The organism is Cobetia sp. BMC6, assembly GCF_029991385.1.
Classification (GTDB): Bacteria; Pseudomonadota; Gammaproteobacteria; order Pseudomonadales; family Halomonadaceae; genus Cobetia.
In genome coordinates this window covers 41,441-61,125 of sequence record NZ_JAKUMF010000005.1, presented here as the reverse complement: position 1 = coordinate 61,125, position 19,685 = coordinate 41,441, and the positions used below count along the sequence as shown (strand labels likewise).

Below are 19,685 nucleotides of genomic sequence, written 5' to 3'. Positions count from 1 at the left end.
GCGGGTCTTCGTGTTTCAGCGACATGCGGCGTTTTCTCGAAGTTCGATCAAGGAGCCTTCAGGCACCATCAGTGCGCTGGGCTCTGTTCGGCACTTTCGCTGGCATCCGCCTTGCTGGCAGGGTTTTCCGGTCGACGGAACAGGAAGGCCGCCACGCTGCCGAGCACATAGACCGCGCCCAGCCACAGGAAGATATTGTCGAAGGCCAGCACCTCGGCCTGGATGCTGATGCGTTGCGCGATCATCTGCACACCGGCCTGCCACGGATCAGCCAGCCCCGCGAAGGTCGACTGATAGCTTGCCAGCTGGTCGATCACCACCTGACGGCTCTGGTCGATGGCCCCGATCATCTGGTTCCAGTGATAGTCCTCACGCAGCTCACGGAGGGTGTCGATCAGCGCCAGCCCCACCGCGCCGCCCAGGTTGCGCATCACGTTGAACAGGCCACTGCCGTTGCCTATCTCGTGGGGCGCCAGACGCCCCATCGCCAGCCGGGAGACCGACAGCAGCACCATGATCTGGCCCGCGCCGCGGATCACCTGCGGCCAGAAGAAGTCATCGAAGCCCGAGTCCGAGGTCAGGTGCACGTTCATGCCGGTGCCGAGACCGGTCAGCACCAGGCCGATGCACAGCATCAGGCGCAGGTCGATGCGGTCGGAAAGCTTGCCCGCCACCGGCGCCATCAGGAACATCACCACGCCGCTGACGAACATCACCTGCCCGATCTGCACGCTGGAGAAGCCGGAGATCGAACCGAGAAACAGCGGCACCAGATAAACCAGCCCATAGAGCACCACGCCGATCCAGAAGCCGATGATCGCCCCCAGCGCGAAGTTGCGGTCCTTGAATACCCGCAAGTCGACGATGGGATTGCGGGTCGTCAGCACGCGACAGAAGAAGCCGATCGCCGACGCCGTGCACACCACACTCCAGAACAGGATCAGCGAACTGGCGAACCAGTCATCGCCGGGCCCCTCCTCGAGCACGAATTCGAGGCTGCCGAGAAAGACCGCCATCAGCACCAGTCCCGGCGTATCCAGACGGCTGAGCAGGCCGCGGTCGCCGCGGTCGATCTCCAGATTGCGCCACACCAGTGTCGCCACGATGAGGCCCGGCACCAGGTTGACCAGGAACAGCCAATGCCAGCTCATGTATTCGGTGATGTAGCCGCCGACGGACGGCCCGATGGAGGGCGCCATGGTCGCCACCAGGCCGATCACCGCCTGGATGCTGCCCATCATGCGCCGCGGGAAGATCGAGAAGCTGGCCGCCTGGGTCAGCGGAATCATCGCCCCGCCCATGAAGCCCTGGACCGCGCGCAGCACGATCAGGGCCTCCAGCGAGGTCGAGAGCGCACAGCCCAGACTCGCCAGCGTGAAGCCCAGCGCCGAGACGGTTAGTACCAGCCGCGTCGAGAAGATGCGGGCCAGCATGCCGGAGAGCGGTATCATCACGATCTCGGCGATCAGATAGCTGGTCTGCACCCAGGAGATCTGGTCCTGACTGGCGGCCAGGCCCGCCTGCAGCTCGTTGAGCGAGCTGGACACGATCTGGATATCCAGAATCGCCATGAACATGCCGAACACCGCGGCCACGAAGCCGATCTGCTGGCGGCGCGTCGGCATGTCACTGGCGGTGCCCGCGGGGGGCGGTCTCGGGGTCTGTCTCGGGGGCTGGGCCGAGGACTGGGTCGTCTCGGCCATGCTTACTGCGCTCCGCGATCAGCGCTGGCGACCTGCGCGGCATCGGGCGCGATGACGTCCCTGGAGAGGGTATCGACGGCATAGGTGCCGGTGTCCGGCAGTTCACGCGTATCGACACTGGGGATGACCGACAGGCCAGCACGCAGACGCGGCAACGCATCCACAGGGCCGGTCAGGCGAATGCGCACCGGCACGCGCTGGACGATCTTGTTGAAGTTGCCGGTGGCGTTGTCGGTCGGCAGCAGGCTGAACTCGGTGCCGGTCGCCGGCGCCAGGCTATCCACCACGCCCTCAAACTCGATATCCGGGTAGGCATCCACCTCGAGACTGACCGGCTGACCGACGCGCATGCGCTCGGTCTGGGTTTCCTTGTAGTTGGCCACCACATAGGCGCTTTTCACCGGCACCAGCTGCATCAGGGTCAGCGAGGCGCTGGCCATGGTGCCCACCTCGACACTGCGATTGCCGACCACGCCATCCTGCGGCGCGTAGATCGAGGTCTTCTCCAGCTGGTGGCGCGCGTAGGCGAGATCCGCCGCCGCCGACACCACCTGGGCACGCGCCGACTCCAGCTGCGCCTTGTAGACCTCCAGCTGCTGACGCGCGGACGCCAGTGCAGCGTTCTGCTGCGCCACCTTGGCCTCGGCGGTGCGCAGGGTGACCTGATCATCTTCATAGGTCTGACGCGAGGCGTAGCTACGGCTCTCCAGACTTCTGGAGCGCTTGAGATGCAACGCCGCCTGATCGCGTTCGGCCTTGGCCGAGGCCAGCGCTGCCTTGGCTTCGTCGATCTTCGCGCCCTGCAGGTCCAGCTGACGCTCGGCCTGGACTTCCCCGGTGCGGGCGTTGTCCAGCGCGGCACTGGCCTGGTCCAGATTGGCCTTGGCATCTTCGTCATCCAGCTGCACCAGCAGCTGCCCCTTCTTCACCGGCTGGTTGTCATGCACCAGCATGCGCGTCACCCGCGCGGTGATCTCGGAGCGCACCGCGACGCTGTCGGTACGCACATAGGCGTTGTCGGTCTCCTGCATGAAGCGCCCGACCTGCCACCATTCGACCCCCATCACTCCGCCAGCGATCACGCCCGCCACCACGATGAGTGCCACGACACCCTTGCCAGCCTTGTTCATTCGGTGACTCTCTCTTGCTGCCTGTCGGGGACAGGCGTGTAATCTGTCCGACGCTGCGGATGAGGCCGCCACGGCGCTTGCGAGCGCCCAGGCCACGGCAGTCATCTTGCATCGCCACAAAGTGTAATAAATACTACACTTACTTGAGGCAGCCCCGACAGTTTCGACAGACAGCGTCTCTCGTTCGCAATATCGCAACCTTGCCTGTTTCAGGCGGTTCCCGGATCACAGACAGGACACTCACATGACTGATTCGCCCTCATCAGAGAACGGCCCTGACTCGGGAAGCACCGTGACTCGCGCCTCACCGCGCGGGGAAGCACGCCGCAAACGCCAGCTGGAAGTCGCGCGTGAACACTTCCTCGAACACGGCTTTGCCGCGACAAGCATCAATGAGATCGCCCGGCAGGCCGGCGGATCACTGGCAACGCTGTATCGTAATTTCGGCAACAAGGACGGCCTGTTTCTGGCCGTGATGCAGCAGGAGGCGCAGACGGTGTGGTCGGTGATGGACCACGAAGCCAACGAGACACGCAGTGTCGAGGAAGCGCTGGAAGACTTCGGCATGGCGATGCTGGCGCTGGCCCTCGCGCCCGAGCTGATCCGCCTGTTCCGTGGCCTCGCCTTCGAGAGCGGCCGCAATCCGCAGCTCGGCAAGCTGTTCCTCGACAACGGCCCCAAGCTGACCCGACAACGCCTGGCAGGCTACCTGTCGCGTCAGGTCGCCCAGGGCCACCTGCCGCCCACCGGCCTCGGCCAGGAACCGCTGGCCGCCGCCAACCTGCTCACCGGCATGCTGCTCAACCCGTTGCATGTCGACGCCCTGCTCGGCTGCCCACCCGACACCGCAAGCCCCGAACAACTCCGCCCACATGTCAGACGCTGCGTGCGCGTCTTTCTGGCAGGTTTCGGTGCCTGAGGAACAAGCCATGAAAGAAAAACGGTGACACGCTCTTCGAGGGAGTATTGAAGAGGCGAAAAGAGAGGGGCGAGGATGAGCCAAGGCCCGGGCAGCACTGCCGGCTTCAGGGCGTGTGGGTGAACTTCTGCATCTTCTTGACCAGCGTCGACTGGTTGATTCCCAGTGATGCCGCCGCAGCGCGAGTGGTGCGGTGCTTCTCCAGGGCCTGCTCGATCAAGCGCCGCTCCAGAGCTTCGGTATGTTCCTTCAGCGTGCGCTCCGGTGTGCCATCCCCCGGAGCGGTCATCACGTCGGGTATCATCGAATCCTCCCACCCTGAACTGGCATGCGCCGCAAGATACTCTGCCGGCAGGACATCGGATGTGATCACTTCGCTGGTGGTGGTCACCACGAGGCGCTCCACCAGATTGATCAACTCACGGATATTACCGGGCCATGCATGGCCGCCCAGTAGCTCGAGCACTTCAGGATCAAGGCGCCGGACCAGAGCATGACGCTGACAGAAATGGCGGAGATAATGCTGCAGCAGCGGAATCACTTCGCTGCGCCGCTCACGCAATGGTGGCAGCGTGATGGGCACGACACTCAGGCGATAGTAGAGGTCTTCTCGGAAGCGCCCCTCCTTCACCTGAGCAGCCAGATCATGATGTGAGGCAGTCAGCAGACGGACGTTGGTGCGCCGAAGCTCTGTCCCGCCGACAGGCATGAAACGCTGCTCCTCGACGACCTTCAACAACTTGGCCTGCAATGACAGCGGCAGATCACCGATCTCGTCCAGGAAGAGCGTGCCACCATTGGCGACGTCCAGAAGCCCCTGCTTGCCACGTGCGTTTGCCCCGGTGAAGGCGCCGGGCGCATAGCCGAACAGCTCGGCTTCCAGCAGCCCCTCCGGCAATGCAGCACAGTTGAGCTCAAGGAATACCCCCTCGGCACGCGTGCTGTGCTCGTGAAGATAGCGGGCCAGCAGCGTCTTGCCCGTGCCCGTCTCGCCCTGGATCAGCACCTTCACATCAGTGGCAGCCACGCGTTCCGCCAACGCGAAACAGTCGGCAGTGGCGTCACTGGTCACCAGTTCCAGCGACTGTTCATCCGTCCCGGAGCTGACGCTGTAGGTGTCATGCAGGGAGTGCAGTTGACGCAGCTGCTCCTGCGCATGCTTGGCGCGCAGCAGCTCGGTGATATCGCGCACGCTGGTGACCACGTGGCTCAAGGTCCCGTCGTGGGCCAGCATCGGCAGGCCGCTGACCAGAATCTTGCGGCCATCGCGCAGACTCTGCACGAGGGTGACGGGCTTGCCGTCACGGATGACCTCCAATGACACCGACTTGGAGATATACCCTCGGCGCACCAGCTCCTGCATATGATGCCCCAGCACGTCACTGCGCTTGAGCCCGGTAATACGCTCATAGGCCTGATTGATGGCGACGGTCACGCCGCGCCCATCGGTGATGTAGACACCGTCATGCAGGGCATCCAGCAGACGCTGGGTCGGCACCTGAGCCAGCAGATCAGACGCCGGACCGGCGCCAGCCTCCGTGGCATTCCTCCCGGTGGCGCTGCCCCGCTGCCTGGAGAGCGCGAGGCGTTCCTTGAGTTCCGCGGCGGACTCCACCTCCTGACGCGTCAAGACACCGATCACCTCACCACGTGTATCGATGACCTTGACGGCCTCCAATGATTGGCGCTCCAGCATCGCCAACGCTGCTTCCAGCCTGAGATCCTGCTCCACGTTCTGCATTGACGACTCCCCCGGCAGAAACCCCCGCGCACTCAGGCGGCGGGGGGACATGGGGTCACGATACGTCAATGCGAGGACGTCGGGGAGTCTGTCGAGGCGGCACCTGTCGAGGACAGGCTTGCCGTCTTGCTGTCGGCCGGCGCGATATCCGACTTGCCGATATCACGACTGAAGGTCTCATCGATCTCGCCGGAGAAGAAGCGCTTGCCGTAGATCAGCAGACACAGCGCAATGCCGATCCCGAAGGCCCAGGCAGCCCCCTTGATGACCAGTACGGCAGCGATCACCCCGGCAATGCCCAGGTCGCGCTGACTACGCGCTTCCAGAATGCCCAAGCGCACGCTGACATAGCCCTGGATCAACAACGTCAGCGCCAATGCTATCCCCAGGATGGGCTGGACCAGACTGACGATGGGCAACAGCAGCAGACCGGTATTTGTGCCCCAGCGGAATGAGCCCGAGCCGCCGAACAGCGAATGCATCGCCTGCCTGCCTTCCTTGTAGCGTTCGACCACCACCACCTGCATGGCAGCCCACAGCGGGCCACACATGGTGACGTCCGGGCCGAAGAGACTCATCAGGGTATTGCGCCCGCCGAAGATCATGTGCGCACGGTTGGCGTCGTAGTCGATCTTCTCGTCGGGGCGCGATTCATCAGCCTCCTCGACCAGTGCCTTGGACTGCAGAACATCGCCGAACAGCACGATATAGGCAGCCAGCACGGTCGGCAGCGCCGTCAGGAACATCGCCAGCGGCGGCAAGCCGACACCGAAGACAGTGTACTGGCTGAACATGGTCACGAAATCAGGTTGGCTGAAGCCCCACTGCACCTCCGGCCATGCGGCCTCGCCCACCAGCGGAGCAACGACGACCGCCAGCAGGATGATCGGGAAGATGCCCAGCTTGCCGAGATTGCTCCAGAACGGATTCGTGGTCTTCAGCTTGGCGAAATGACGCGAGAAGATGATGTAGAACGCCAGGCCCACCGCGATGCTGATGGTGATGGGATAGGTGTCGAAGCGCCCGCCTTCCTTGAAGACCACGCTGATTGCGGCCAACCCAGCACCCATGATGATGCCAGCCTTGATCGCCGAGGGGATCATGTTGACCACCTTGCTGGCCAGCCCCGTTCGCCCGAGCACGATGGCCAGTATCCCGAGCATCAGCTGGAAGGCGATCAAGGCATGCACCCGTGTCTCCCCCTCCGGGAAGGTCGCCACATAGGCCATCAACAGTGGAATGGCCGGTGTGATCCAGCCGGGGATGACCGGGTCGCCCAGCAGGTGGTGAACCAGATACAGCAGACCATTGAGCATCACGATGGCCAGTGCGGCCTCGAACGGCATGCCCAGGAGCTCCGTCATCAACGGGATGGCGGCGAGATCCACCGCGCACATCAACAACCCTTGCAGGTAGTCGGGCAGTTCGAAACGGTAGTGCAGGAAGGGAAGACGGATCTTGAAGGGCCCCAGCGCGAAGTAGGGGCTTTCCTCACCGGGCTGGCGGGTTTTCCAGTGGCTCATGATGGCGTTCCTGTTGTTATCGTTATGCATCTGCACCCTTGGTGGAGATGGTGTTCAGAAAGAAGATTCAGCGCTTCAGTAGGCCGCGCGATAGATACTCTCGATATCGGCCTGGCTGAGCTGACGTGGATTGTTGCGCAGCAGGCGTTCGACCTTGAAGGCATCTGCCGCAAGAGAGGGAATGTCCTCTTCGGGGATGTCGAAATGGCGCAGGCCGCCGGGGATGTCCACATCACGACATAGCGTATGCAGTCGCTCGACGACCAGTTCGGCAGTCGCTTCATCCTTGAGCTTGCGATGTGGGGTATCGAGGGCCTCCGCAATGTCCCGGAAGCGCTCGACACAAGCCAGTGCATTCCAGCGCATCACGTGGGGCAACAGCAGTGCATTGGTTACCCCATGTGGCAGGTGGTAGCGCCCTCCCAGCGGATAGGCCAGGGCGTGCACCGCCCCGACACCGGCATTGCCGAATGCCATCCCGGCCAGCAGACTGCCGGTCGCCATGTCTTCACGCGCCTTGAGGTCGGCAGGATTGGCATAGGCCTTGGGCAAGGCCTTGATGATCAGGCGCATGGCCTTGATGGCCAGTGCATCAGTGATCGGCGTGGCGAAATTGGAAAGATAGGCTTCGATGGCGTGGACGAGCGCATCGACACCGCTGGCAGCAGTGACATGACGGGGGCAGCTCACCGTCAGCTCCGGGGCAACGATGGCGACATCCGGCAGCAAGTAATCATTGACGATGCCTTTCTTCATCCTCGCTTCGGTATCAGACAGGATTCCGATGTTGGTCACCTCGGACCCGGTGCCTGATGTCGTCGGCATGGCGACAAGTGGTGCACCGCGGACACGCGCCTTGTTCTCGCCAAACAGACTCTCGAGGTCACCATCATGGGTCGCATACACCGCCACGCACTTGGCGATATCCATCGCACTGCCACCCCCTACCGCGATCAGGCCATCGCAGCCTCCCTCGCGGTAGCTGCTCATGCAGTCCTCGACGATATGCACTTCAGGCTCGGCGCTGACATCACTGAAGATGCGATAGTCCGTCAGGTGTCCTCTGGCCTTGAGGTCATCCAACTGAGCCTTGATCGGCTCCAGTGTTCCGGACCCCAGTACACCAGGGTCGGTGACCAGCATCGGCGAATGCATGCCCAGTCGCACGACCTCCTCGGCAAGGCGGGTCGAGGCTTGTTGCCCGGTGATCAGACGATTGGCAGATTTGAAGCTGGCGATACTCATGGCGATATCCTTTGGTGAGTGACGAGATGAATCCGCTGACCGCGTCTCTTGTCACTGTGGATAGCAAGCGCCATGCCAGCTCCATTCGCCTTACAACCTGCTGATATTGCTGGCATTATTTTCAGACCCCCTCCCAAGGTCGCTACGCCGATGGTCTAGAGGTGATTCCATATCGCATCAAATCAGCGCCAATTTGATTCCCTATGCAATCAGGGCGATGCCTTCATGCTGTGCAGCCGGCGTGGATTGCCCATACAGGTAAGTATGCGAGTGACCAGAAGTGCACCCCGAAGAAAGCACACGAAAACGCCGAGTCGACTGACTCGGCGTTTTCGTGTGCAGGCGTGAACAGGCACGCGCAGGAGAGATACCTGGCAGGAAACCAGCGATGGCCGCCAGGCGAGTGACCTCAGGCGGGTCTGGGCTGGCGCAGGCGCGCCAACCACCCGCCGCTGCGGGCCTGGGCGCGCACGCCAGGGAAGTTGAGTTCGACCTGGCGCAGACACAGGGTCAGCAGGATGGTCAGCACGAGATAGATGGCGCCAATGAACAGCAGCGGCTCGTAGGTGAGGAAGTTCTCGTCGCGAATGATGTTGGCGACCTGCAGCAGGTCCATCATGGCGATCGTCGAGACCAGTGGCACGGACTTGAGCAGCAGGATCATTTCGCCGGTCAGGGTCGGCAGGCACAGCTGGATGGCGCGCGGCAGCCACAGGCGACTGAAGACCTGGAACGGCCCCATGCCGAAGGCGCGCCCCGCTTCCCGCTCGCCCGGCGGCACGCTGAGCAGCGCCCCGCGCAGGACCTCACCGGTGTAGGCGCCCACCGAGAGGGTGAAGGTCAGGGTGGCGTAGAAGAACGGATCACGCAGGATTCCCCAGAACATGCTCTCGCGAATACCGGGAATGCCTTCCAGCAGCCGGCCGATGCCGTAATAGAAGAAGAACAGCTGCACCAGCAGCGGCGTACCACGCATCACGATGGAGACGCCGCTGGCCAGCCAGGCAAGAGGCCTGGGACCCTTGATGCGCGCCATCGCCATGCCGACCGCCAGCGTGAAGCCGAGCACGACCGATACCACCAGCAGTACCAGGGTGTTGATCAGCCCCGTCCACAGCGACTCCTGATAGTAGGGGTCCGATAACCAGCTGAAATCCATGTCACGCCTCCTGGGCTGAAATATCGGGCTCGCCGCGGCGCACGTAGCGTTCCAGACGACTGAACGCGGCGCTTGAGGTCAGGGTCATCAGCAGATAGAGCAGTCCCGCCACGCTGTAGAACAGGAAATAGGCGCGCGAGCTGGCGGCCGCCTGCTGCACGGTGAAGAACAGCTCGCTGAAGCCGATGACGCTGATCAGGGCGGTGTCCTTGATCAGGATCAGCCACAGGTTGGACATGCCCGGCAGTGCATTGGGCAACATGCCCGGCAGCGTGATGTAGCGAAAGCGCGCCATGGGCGAGAAGCCGTAGGCATCGGCCGCTTCCAGCTGACCCTTGGGGATGGCCAGGATGGCGCCGCGGAAGACTTCGGTCATGTAGGCGCCCTGCACGAAGGCCAGTACACCGACGGCAGTGACGAAGCCGCTGATCTCGACCTTGCCCGCGACACCCAGCGCATTCATCAGGGCGGTAAGCGCCTGGGAGCCGCCGTAATACAGCAGGATGATCAACAGCAACTCCGGCACCGCGCGCACGGCCGTCGAATAGCTGGTGGCCAGCGCGCGCAGCGGCGCCCAGGGGCTGAGTCGTGATGCCGCCCCCACCAGTCCGAGCAGCAAGCCGATGGCATAGGCGGCGAAGGCGATCTGCAGAGTGGTGACAGCACCGGCGAGTATCGGGGCCGCCCAATCGGCGAGCCCTTCCTGGGCGAACTGGGACATGATCAGCGTCCTTCTCGTATCAAGAGGAAATGGCGGCTGCGATACGCGAGGCGTGCTGACCGGGCGATCTCGGCCGTTCGGCCAGCACGCGCAGGATCAGCCCAGGCAGACGTCGGTATCGAAGTACTTGTTCGAGAGCGCCGTGCAGGTGCCGTCCGCGTAGACCTGGTGGATGGCGCCATCGAGTGCCTCTTTCAGCGCGCCATCTTCCTTGCGTACCCCGATACCGGCCCCGATGCCGTAGGCCTCGTGCTGCGGCGTGGTCGCCTTGATCTCGAAGTTGCTGGCCTCGTCACGCTTGACCAGTGCGCTCATGGCGATCTCGTCGGCCAGAATCACGTCCACGCGCCCGGACAGCAGGTCACTGTTGACCTGCTCCTGCTGATCATAGAGACGCACATCGACGCCGGTGCTGCGCAGCGCTCTACGGGCGAAGTTGGCATGGGTGGTCGCCGCCTGGGTACCGAGAATCTTGCCGTCGAGGCCGTCCGGAATCTCGAGCTCGAGATCCTTGGCGGCCACGTAGGCACCCGGCGAGTTGTAGTAGGGGATGCTGAAGTCGATGACCTTCTCGCGGGCCTTGGTGATGGTCATCGAATTCATGATCATGTCGATGCGACCGGCCTTCAGCGAAGGAATGATGCCGCTCCAGCCGGTCGGGGTGATCTCGCATTCACGCTGCATGGCGTCACAGATCGCCTCGGCCAGCTCGACCTCGAAGCCGGTCCACTCACCGCTGGCAGAGGTGTAGGTAAAGGGCGGGTAAGGTTCGGCGGAGATACCGACCTTGAGGGTGTCGGCGGCATGCACCTGAGCGGCGCCCAGCGTCAGTCCCCCCATCATCAATGCACCGGCCAGCTTGCGCAGCGCAGAGGTGGAAGCAGAAGTGGAAACAGAAGTGGAAACAGAAGTGGAAACAGAGTCAGAACGCGTCCCGCGTGCGGTCAGTGAAGGGGTATTGGCAGCGAATCCAGCATCGTTCATCAAGGTCATCAGGCCATCTCCTGGCTGTTGTTGTGGGTCCATCTACGTCATGGCGGGGAGGTCCATGACGGGGTGTTGCAGGCGGGCTCAGGCCGCCGGTGCAATGAAGCGGCGGCAGCGCTCGTGCTCGGTCTGCTCGAAGACCTCCTCGGGACTTCCGGCCACGCCTACCCTGCCCTCATCGAGAAACACGATCTGATCGGAGACTTCTCTGGCGAAGGCCATCTCGTGGGTCACCATCAGCATGGTGCGGCCCTCATCGGCGAGGCTGCGGATGACGCCGAGCACTTCACTGACCCGCTCCGGGTCCAGCGCCGAGGTCGGTTCATCGAAGAGCAGCACGCGCGGCTCCATCGCCAGCGCACGCGCAATCGCGACCCGCTGCTGCTGGCCGCCGGAGAGAAAGGCCGGATAGCTGTCGGCGCGTTCCAGCATGCCGACACGCTCCAGATAGTGCTCCGCGATGCGTGTCGCCTCGCGGCGTGACATGCCCTTCACGCGCATCGGCGCCTCGGTGACATTGCCGAGCACGGTCAGGTGCGGCCACAGATTGAACTGCTGGAAGACCATGGTGACCTTGGAGCGCAGGCGCTGGATCTGACGACGATCCAGCCCGATGAGGCCGCCGCGGCTGTCACGGTCGAAGCGCACATGCTCATCGGCGATCGACAGCTCGCCACGGTCGGGGCGCTCGAGCAGGTTCATGCAGCGCAGCAAGGTGCTCTTGCCGGAGCCACTGGCGCCGATGATGGTGGTGACGGTGCCTTCCTTCACGCGCAATGACACGTCGTGCAGCACCGCCAGATCACCGTAGTGCTTGACGATGTTGCTGGCTTCGACGACGACCCGATTCGAGGCAGCACGCGCGGGTCTTGCCTGGCCGTCCGGGCGCGCCTGCTGAGGCTGGGAGATGCCTTCACTGTCTGCATTCATCGAGCGGGTCATGGGAGATACGTTCGAGGGCGAGATAGTCATGAGCGACTCACAAGTGGGTGGCTGTGGCTGGCGTGAAATGAGCAATCGTGCGGCCGATAGCGGCGTGACGCACCCTGCTGGTGCAGAGTGATGCTGCCGAGCCTGACGGATAATGCGCGGATGACGCCTCTCTTGCCGCCACGGGCCACGGTGGGCTGTGCAACCGGCGATCGAGCTGCAATCGAGCGAACGACTATTGATACACTTGTATAGCAAGAGACGTTCCACATTGCGACTTTCCACGCCAGGGGCACGGCAAGCAGGGTCGTGATTCACGGATTGCACGCCTTGGACGCAACAAGACCTGGGCGAGAGCCATCCCTCGGCTCCCGCCCAGGCCGTCAAGGTGGCAGCAAGGCTACGTCAGCCTTGCAGGCTGGCCTTCACGGCAGCCAGGGCATCCTCGCCATCGCGTGTAGTCACGCCAGCGAGAAACTCCGCCAGCCGATCTGGATTGGCGACAAGCCAGTCGTGCGCCACCTCATCGAGGTCACGCTCCTTGAGGCTGTAGTCGAGGATGAAGGCACTCTGCTCTTCGGAGCTGAAGACCAGCTGATCGAGGAAGCGAGCGAGGTTGGGGTTGGCTTCGGCGTAGGCGGTGCGCACCACGGTCTTGACGTCACTGGCGCCATTGTCGGGGCCGAACACCGACTCAGGATCTTCCAGGATGTGGGTGTCGAATTCCGGCACCATCCAGTGCGGTGTCCAGCCGTAGAAGGCGATCCAGCGTTGCTCGCGCTGAGCGGCACGCACCTCACTTAGCATGCCGGGCGTCGAGGACTCCATCGCATCCCAGTCGCCCAGGCCATAGACATCATCGTCGATGGCTCCATTGAGCATGTCGCTGACGGTGGAGCCGCTTTCGATGGAGTAGACGGTCTCGTCGAATCGCTCGGCGTGGGCGGCAAGGTCCGCAGCGCTGTGGATGCCGGCCTCGTAGACATAGCCCGGCACCGCGAAGCCCATGCGGGCGCCGGTGACGTTGTTGCCGAGATCGGTGATCGCGCCGGCGGCCATGGCCGCGTCATAACTGTCCTTCTGAGCAGGCAGCCAGCCAGCGAGGAAGGCATCACTGTCGCCGGTGGTCAGGGTGTTGTAGCCGACGGTGGAGCTGACCTCCTGTCGCTCCACGTCGTAACCCAGCGGGGCGAGAATCTGGGCGACGATCTCGCTCTTGACGGTGACGCCGGGCCAGGGCGGCACGATCAGCGTCAGCTCGTCATCCTTGTCCTGGGCGGGGGTTGCCAGGCTTGCCGTACTGAGCAACAGGGTCGCGAGGGCAAGCAGGCCACGGCGGGCGCCGTGCTTCGTCGTACATGTCAGGGGGTACGGGGTGGTGGTCATCGTGTCTGTCCTTGTCGGTTCCGGTCGCGCCGGGCCTTGTTGTTGTCGGGGCTGAAAGGTTTCGTGGATGGCGGTCGTCGTGCGTGTCCATCGCTCGCGGCGCTGTCATGGTCGGGTGCTTGCGTCTCCTCCGCCCTGCCGCCCCGCTGGCTGCGTCGCAAGAGATTGCTTCAAGAGAGTTCTATCCTCCGGCGGAGTGCGCCTTCAGCGAGCACTGGCCTGCCTGCTCGGCGCTGGTTCAAGTGCTGTCTCAAGTGCTGGCTCCGGCACCAGATCCGGCAAGCCGCCAAAGGGCGCGCGTCCCATCACGCGCTCCAGCATCGGGATGAAATGCTCCAGCGGCAGGGTGTCGTATTCGGGATCGAAGCTGGTCTGGTCCCACTCGTCACAGAAGCGCACAGTGCGCTCATAGGCGGGATGCCCGGCATGTGCCTCGCGGGCGTGGCGGTCCTGACCGAAGAATTCGCGGTAGTGATAGCCCTGGAACAGCTCGTGATGACGAATCATCCAGGTGTTCAGCGGGTCGATGAAGGGCTCGAGAATACCGGCGGCGATCTCGGCATGATTGGCCGGTGCCAGATCATCGCCGATGTCATGCAGCAGCGCGCAGACCACCATCTCCTCATCGGCACCATCACGCAACGCGCGGGTAGCGGTCTGCAGGCAATGTTCGTAGCGATCGACTGGATAGCCGTGGTGATCGCCCTTGAGCCGCCCCAGGTGTTCCAGCACACGCCGGCAGGCATCGGACTGATATTCCCGGAAGCGCGCATCGATCAGCGCCCACTCGGCATGCGTGCTTTCCTCGAAACTGCGGAAGCGGGCCTGTTCGCTCATGCGCTGGCCTCCTCATTGGCGAACTGACCGTCGCGCTGTCCCTCGAGTTGACCGGCGAGCTGATCGGCCAGCAGCAGACGGCGGCTGGCGGTAGAATCGCGGTCCACGTAGCCCTGGCGCATATGGCGGATGCCGCCCTCCAGCTGGAAGGCGCTGCGACCATGGAACAGCCGATAGTTGTCCATGATCAGCATCTGGCCCGGTGCCAGCTTGAGGTGCAGCGTGAAGTCGTCACCGGAGATCAGGCGATAGAACGCCTGGCGGGCAGCATAGTAGCGACGCAGGGTCGCGCCGGGCAGCGCCGGTACCCGCTCGGTGCGGTTGGAGAAACGTACTCGGGCGACCTGGCCACGGCTGTCCAGCTCGATCAGCGGGCCTTCGCTCTCCAGACGCGTGGTGGCGTCGTGGTAGCGGAAGCCGGGACTGACCTCTGTCAGGCAGGCGAAGGCCTCGGGGTCTTCACGGCGCAGGTGCTCCGCCGCGCTGAAGCCATCCACCAGCATGCTGTCGCCGCCCTGGGCCGCGTTGCGCAGGCAGTGAAGCCAGATATAACCCGGAATCGGGTCGCGGTAGGGATTGTCGGTATGCGGCTCCAGCCCGCGCTGGGTCATCGTGAGGTCATAGGCATTGGCGACGGATTTCACATCGGCGATACCGCCCCAGTTGGTGCGTCGCAGCGGCCCGATACGGTGGATCAGCCCCTGCATGCCGTCCTCCGTGTCCGGCACGCCGCTGACCCGCACGAAGCCGAAGCGCTGCAACTGCTCGAGCATGTCCAGCAGTGCCGCGTCATCCTCCAGCGCTGCAGCGAAGTCGGCCTCGGGCAGCTGGGCGAGGCTCCCCTGCCAGAAGGTCATGCCCTGATAGGCCTCACACGGCTGACACTCCGCCAGCAGGGCCACCAGCGAGAAGCTCGCCGCATGGCCGTCACTGAAGGCCAGCGACAGCGTATCGCCATCCAGCTGCGCCTGAGTCAGGCTCAGGTCCAGCGGCAGGTCCGCCGCCTCGATCAGGCGCTGACCGGTGAGGGAATCGAGTGTCGTCTCATCGGGACTCCGCTCTCGCAGCCAGAGCGCCTCGAGGGTCAGATCGCCCTCGGCGTGGCTCAGATGCAGTTGTTGTCCATGGTCTTTCAGGCTGACGGAATGCGGTCTGCTGGGCACTCGATGATCTCCACGGCTGAGGGAGCGGCACTTTTGTCTTACCGGGCAGGTGCCTGCTCGCGGATGCTGGTGCGACGCTGAGTCTCCCTTTACCTTAATCACTTCAGCCAAAGCAGATTGATGGAATTGGACGTATATTTGATCAAATTGGCCATATGTCAGACCAGCAGACGACAACAAGCGGCCGTGGCAATGCCACGGCCGCTTGTGTTGTCAAACGTCTGTCAGGAGATCAGTCACTCAGGTGCAGTACCTGACCATTGAGGGAACGCCCGGCGCCACCGGCCAGAAAGCGCGCGCATTCCGCCACGGCGTCCGGTCGGCTGCCCTCGGGGCACAATAGATTGGCGCGTACCTTGTCCGGCGCGCGTGATGCCAGCCGCTGGATCAGCTCACTCAGCGCCGCCTGTGCCATGGCAGTGCCGTGATGGTCCCGAGAGGACAGCTGCGAGGACGGCGACGGCTGCGAGGGCAGCGGTGGTGCCACGGCCAGCAGGCGTCCGCCGTGGCGCAACATGCGCGCACAGGCCGCCTTGAGCAAGGCGCCGGGGCCGGCGACCTGCGCGACCAGACACGCCTCCAGCGACTGCCCGGCCATGGCCTGAGGTGGCATGCAGACCAGCACATCGAGGCGCCCGAGACGCGCCACCAGTGTCTCGAAGCAGCCCTCGCCGACCACCTGGCCGAAGCGGTCCGACTGCTCGCCGCCCAATGCATCCAGCACGCGTTCGAGGTCCGCCGGCGCGGTGCCCATCAGGGCGATGATGGCACCATCTTCCAGGAAGGTGCGCGCCATGGCCTCCAGCCACTCCCCCTGCCCCGCGATCAATACCCTGCGTCGTGGCAGCATCTCATTCTCCCTGATAGAACCTCCGCCGGGTCGCCCCGGCGTGCCTCACGCCGTACTGTGCCGCTCTTCTCACCCAGACATCACCTCCCTGTGATGCCTCAGTGGCGTGCGTCAGGGCATCAGCCCCGGCAGCCACAGCACCAGCGCCGGGAACAGCATGCACAGGGTCAGACCCGCCAGCTGCAGGCCGACGAAGGGCAGAATCGAGCGATAGATGGTGCCGATGGATACCTGCCCGGCGGTGATGCCCTTGAGATAGAACAACGCATAGCCGAAGGGCGGCGTCAGGAAACTCGTCTGCAGGTTGATGGCGACCAGAATCGCGAACCACACCAGCAGTCCCTGGCCGGAAAGCCCGAGCCCGAAGTCCAGCGCCTCGACCACCGGCGCCACCAGCGGCAGCACCACGAAGCTGATCTCGATCCACTCGAGGAAGAAGCCGAGCACGAAGATCAGCCCCATCAGCAGCAACAGCAGGCCGTAGGGCCCAAGGCCGGTGCCGGTGATGACATCCTCGATCAGGTAGTCGCCGCCGAGGCGCTTGAAGACCACCGAGAAGCAGGTCGCGCCGATGACGACGAACAGGATCATCGCGCTGGTCCGCGAGGTATCGCGCAGCGTGTTGCGCAGGGTGGAGAAGGACAGTCCGCCCATCACCAGCGCCAGCAGCAGACTGCCGCCCGCGCCGATGGCCGCGGCCTCGGTGGGCGTGGCGATACCGGTCATGATCGACCCCAGCACCGCGACGATCAGCACCATCGGGCCGAGCAGGTCGCGCAGCAATGCCAGCGGCAGCGGTGTCTTGTCGGTGCCGAGCAGCGACTGATCCGGCAGCGGTGCCCAGTCCGGGCGCAGCTTGGCGGTGATCAGCAGATAGGCGACGTAGAGCGCGCCGAGCATCAGCCCCGGAATCAGCGCCGCCTTGAACAGCGCACCCACCGAGATCTGCAGAATGGAGCCCATCAACACCAGCATGATCGAGGGCGGAATCAGGATACCCAGGGTGCCGGAGGCCGCGATGACCCCGCAGGCCATCTCGGCCTTGTAGCCCTGCCCCAGCATCACCGGCAGCGCCAGCAGGCCCAGCATGACCACCGAGGCACCGATGATGCCGGTACTCGCGGCCATCACCACGCCCAGCAGTGCCACCGAGACGGCCAGACCGCCATGCACGCGGCCGAACAGCCGCTGCAGCGTCATCAGCAGATTGCGCGCCACGCCGGAGCTTTCCAGCATCAACCCCATGAACACGAACAGCGGAATCGCGATCAGCAGCCAGTTCTCGATCACGCCACCGAAGATGCGCGAGCCGACGGTGCCGAGAAACGGCAGCGGAATGTCGCCGATGAAGGCGAACAGGATGCCCAGCCCGCCGAGCAGAAAGGCCACCGGGTAGCCGGAGAAGATACCGATCAGAAGTGCCACCACCATGGCGATGGGCAAGGCGTATTCAGCGAGCATTGTCATGGCTCCCGTCTGCATGATTCTGGGGTGCCGTGGCGTCGGTTGTCGCTTGCGCAGCATTCTGCTGATCCGCAAGGCCGGCCAGACTGGCAATCTCGTGGTCTTTCAGGCGCTCAGGGGTGCGCGCCGGGTCGAACAGGCAGGCCAGATTCTCGAAGATCTGCCCCAACGCACCGAGGGCGAGGAACACCAGCCCCGTCGGCAGCATCGCCTTGATCAGATAACGGTCCACCAGGCCGCCATAGTTGGACTTCTCGCCGGACATGTAGGACATGGTGACGAAGTGCTTGGACAGCCAGGCGATCAGCAGGCAGAAGGGGATCAGCATGATGAGGTGGCCGAGGATATCGACCACGGCGCGTCCGCGCGGCGAGAGGCGCTGATAGAACAGGTCGACCCGCACATGGGTATCGCTGTGCAGGGCATAGGTGCCACCAAATAGCGTCAGCAGACCGAACAGGTGCCACTGCAACTCGGTGACGGAATTGATGGTGATCGCGGTGCCGAACAGCAGCACGTCGGGCGACCCCCAGTTGGCGATTTCATTGATGCCCAGGGCGTTGAGCGTGACGGTGGTGAGCACGGCCAGGATGATCGCCAGACCCAACCAGCTGGTCAGGCGACCCACCCAAAGCCCCAGGCCGACCAGCGGTCGGCCCAGGGCGTCACACACCGCCCCGCCCTGTGCCCGCCAGGGCGCAAGGCGGGGGTCGGTCATTGGGCGCTACCCTTGTCAGCGTTGTCTGCCTGCTTCATGGCCATCGGCTGCGGCATGGCCTGCAGCTCGTACCATTCGTCGATCAGAGCGGCGTGCTTCATCAGTGAATCGTAGGCCTTGGCGAAGTCAGGATTGGTCTGCTTCTCTTCGGCCAGCACTTCACCCCAGGCTTCCTGCAGCGCGGTCATTACCGGTTCCGGGAAGCGCTTGACCTCGACACCCTTCTCCTCGAGCTCGTGGATCGCACGTACCTGAGCCGGCGGCGCTTCGGCCATCGCCCACTGCAGGGTCGCGCGGCAGGCAGTCTGGAACTGCGCCTTGCGCTCATCGCTGTAGCTGTCCCACACCTGCTGGTTGATCAGCAGCGAGAACCAGCTGGCGCTCTGGTGCCACCCCGGGAAGTAGTAATACTTGGCGACTTCATTGAAGCCCATCGCCTGATCGACCTGCGGCACCGAGAACTCGGTGGCATCGACCCGGCCACGCTCCAGCGCGAGGTAGATCTCGCTGCCCGGCACCAGCTGGGTGGAAGCGCCCAGCTTGTTGAGCACCTTGGCGCCGAGGCCGGAGATGCGCATCGACAGGCCCTTGAAGTCCTCCGGCGAGTTGATTTCCTTGTTGTACCAGCCGCCGGTTTCCTGCGGCGAAATGAAGCACGGCAGCACCTTCACGCCGTAGGGGTCGTAGGCGGCCTGCACAAGCTCGGTACCCTCACCGGCCCACATCCAGGACATGAAGGCTTCCGGGCTCGGGCCGAACGGCAGTGCGCCGTAGAGGTTGGTGATCGGCACCGTGCCGGCCCAGTAGCCCATCCAGTCCCAACCGGCCTGTACCGCACCGGAGGAGACGGAGTTGAAGACTTCGAAGGCCGGAACGAGATCGCCCGGTTCGTGCACGCGCAGGCCGACCTCGCCGCCGGTCGCGCTCTTGAGTTCCTCTGACAGCCGCACGGCACCGGCGCCGAGGAAGTTCTTGGTCGAGAAGGTACTGGCGACGTCGAGCTGTTTCGGCCCTTCCGCCTGAGCCGGCGCGGCGGCCATCAAGGTGGTGGTGGCCACGGCCGCCGCAATGGCAGCTCCGAGGCGCAGGCGGCGGGTCGGCGTCGATTGATACGGCGTGGCGTGTTGCGACATGGTGCGGCTCCCTGATTTGTTGTTGTGCTCGCTGGTTGTACGGCTTGTGGCTTGCTGGACATGAACCACGTTGCAA

At 63.8% G+C, this 19,685-nt stretch carries 17 protein-coding genes; 1 reads left to right on the top strand and 16 read right to left on the bottom strand.

Annotated elements, in window-relative coordinates; genetic code table 11:
* Positions 1-68 precede the first annotated feature (68 nt).
* The gene (locus MKZ40_RS11160) at positions 69-1,703 is read right to left on the bottom strand and encodes a DHA2 family efflux MFS transporter permease subunit (protein WP_254627118.1); all 1,635 of its coding nucleotides are present in this window, start codon (positions 1,701-1,703) and stop codon (positions 69-71) included.
* A gap of 2 nt (positions 1,704-1,705) precedes the next feature.
* On the bottom strand, positions 1,706-2,833 hold the full coding sequence (locus MKZ40_RS11155; RefSeq protein WP_175090057.1) for an HlyD family secretion protein: 1,128 nt from the start codon (positions 2,831-2,833) through the stop codon (positions 1,706-1,708).
* A gap of 244 nt (positions 2,834-3,077) precedes the next feature.
* Between MKZ40_RS11155 and MKZ40_RS11150 the strand changes: the two genes are divergently transcribed.
* Positions 3,078-3,752, top strand: a complete 675-nt coding sequence (locus tag MKZ40_RS11150) for a TetR/AcrR family transcriptional regulator (RefSeq protein WP_175090058.1) — start codon at positions 3,078-3,080, stop codon at positions 3,750-3,752.
* A 106-nt stretch (positions 3,753-3,858) separates the two neighbouring features.
* Here MKZ40_RS11150 and MKZ40_RS11145 read toward each other — a convergent pair whose 3' ends face one another.
* From MKZ40_RS11145 to MKZ40_RS11080, 14 genes are all read right to left on the bottom strand, one after another.
* On the bottom strand, positions 3,859-5,493 hold the full coding sequence (locus MKZ40_RS11145; protein ID WP_175090059.1) for a sigma 54-interacting transcriptional regulator: 1,635 nt from the start codon (positions 5,491-5,493) through the stop codon (positions 3,859-3,861).
* A 65-nt stretch (positions 5,494-5,558) separates the two neighbouring features.
* Positions 5,559-7,016, bottom strand: coding sequence for a hypothetical protein (locus MKZ40_RS11140; RefSeq protein WP_175090060.1), 1,458 nt, complete (start codon positions 7,014-7,016; stop codon positions 5,559-5,561).
* A gap of 75 nt (positions 7,017-7,091) precedes the next feature.
* Positions 7,092-8,261: an iron-containing alcohol dehydrogenase gene (locus tag MKZ40_RS11135; RefSeq protein ID WP_175090061.1), complete on the bottom strand. Its 1,170-nt coding sequence runs from the start codon at positions 8,259-8,261 to the stop codon at positions 7,092-7,094.
* 409 nt (positions 8,262-8,670) lie between these two features.
* Positions 8,671-9,420: an ABC transporter permease subunit gene (locus tag MKZ40_RS11130; protein WP_175090062.1), complete on the bottom strand. Its 750-nt coding sequence runs from the start codon at positions 9,418-9,420 to the stop codon at positions 8,671-8,673.
* Position 9,421: 1 nt separating this feature from the next.
* The gene (locus MKZ40_RS11125) at positions 9,422-10,141 is read right to left on the bottom strand and encodes an ABC transporter permease subunit (RefSeq protein ID WP_043333243.1); all 720 of its coding nucleotides are present in this window, start codon (positions 10,139-10,141) and stop codon (positions 9,422-9,424) included.
* 96 nt (positions 10,142-10,237) lie between these two features.
* On the bottom strand, positions 10,238-11,134 hold the full coding sequence (locus tag MKZ40_RS11120) for a transporter substrate-binding domain-containing protein (RefSeq protein ID WP_254627119.1): 897 nt from the start codon (positions 11,132-11,134) through the stop codon (positions 10,238-10,240).
* Positions 11,135-11,212: 78 nt separating this feature from the next.
* Complete coding sequence (locus MKZ40_RS11115) at positions 11,213-12,070, bottom strand: amino acid ABC transporter ATP-binding protein (protein WP_254627120.1); 858 nt, start codon at positions 12,068-12,070, stop codon at positions 11,213-11,215.
* A gap of 393 nt (positions 12,071-12,463) precedes the next feature.
* Positions 12,464-13,444 carry an ABC transporter substrate-binding protein gene (locus tag MKZ40_RS11110; protein ID WP_175090063.1) on the bottom strand — a complete coding sequence of 327 codons (981 nt, stop codon included), beginning with the start codon at positions 13,442-13,444 and terminating at the stop codon, positions 12,464-12,466.
* A 204-nt stretch (positions 13,445-13,648) separates the two neighbouring features.
* Positions 13,649-14,281, bottom strand: coding sequence for an HD domain-containing protein (locus MKZ40_RS11105; protein ID WP_175090064.1), 633 nt, complete (start codon positions 14,279-14,281; stop codon positions 13,649-13,651).
* The gene (locus MKZ40_RS11100) at positions 14,278-15,396 is read right to left on the bottom strand and encodes a TauD/TfdA family dioxygenase (protein ID WP_254627133.1); all 1,119 of its coding nucleotides are present in this window, start codon (positions 15,394-15,396) and stop codon (positions 14,278-14,280) included. Before MKZ40_RS11100 ends, MKZ40_RS11105 begins: the two co-directional genes overlap by 4 nt.
* A 280-nt stretch (positions 15,397-15,676) precedes the next feature.
* Entirely contained in the window at positions 15,677-16,294 is a 618-nt protein-coding gene (locus MKZ40_RS11095; protein WP_175090065.1) for a hypothetical protein, read from the bottom strand.
* A gap of 111 nt (positions 16,295-16,405) precedes the next feature.
* Positions 16,406-17,755 (bottom strand): TRAP transporter large permease subunit, encoded by a 1,350-nt coding sequence (locus MKZ40_RS11090; RefSeq protein ID WP_175090066.1) that lies wholly within the window; start codon positions 17,753-17,755, stop codon positions 16,406-16,408.
* Positions 17,745-18,476: a TRAP transporter small permease subunit gene (locus MKZ40_RS11085; RefSeq protein ID WP_107335668.1), complete on the bottom strand. Its 732-nt coding sequence runs from the start codon at positions 18,474-18,476 to the stop codon at positions 17,745-17,747. Before MKZ40_RS11085 ends, MKZ40_RS11090 begins: the two co-directional genes overlap by 11 nt.
* Complete coding sequence (locus tag MKZ40_RS11080) at positions 18,473-19,609, bottom strand: TRAP transporter substrate-binding protein (RefSeq protein WP_254627121.1); 1,137 nt, start codon at positions 19,607-19,609, stop codon at positions 18,473-18,475. Before MKZ40_RS11080 ends, MKZ40_RS11085 begins: the two co-directional genes overlap by 4 nt.
* Positions 19,610-19,685: the final 76 nt, after the last annotated feature.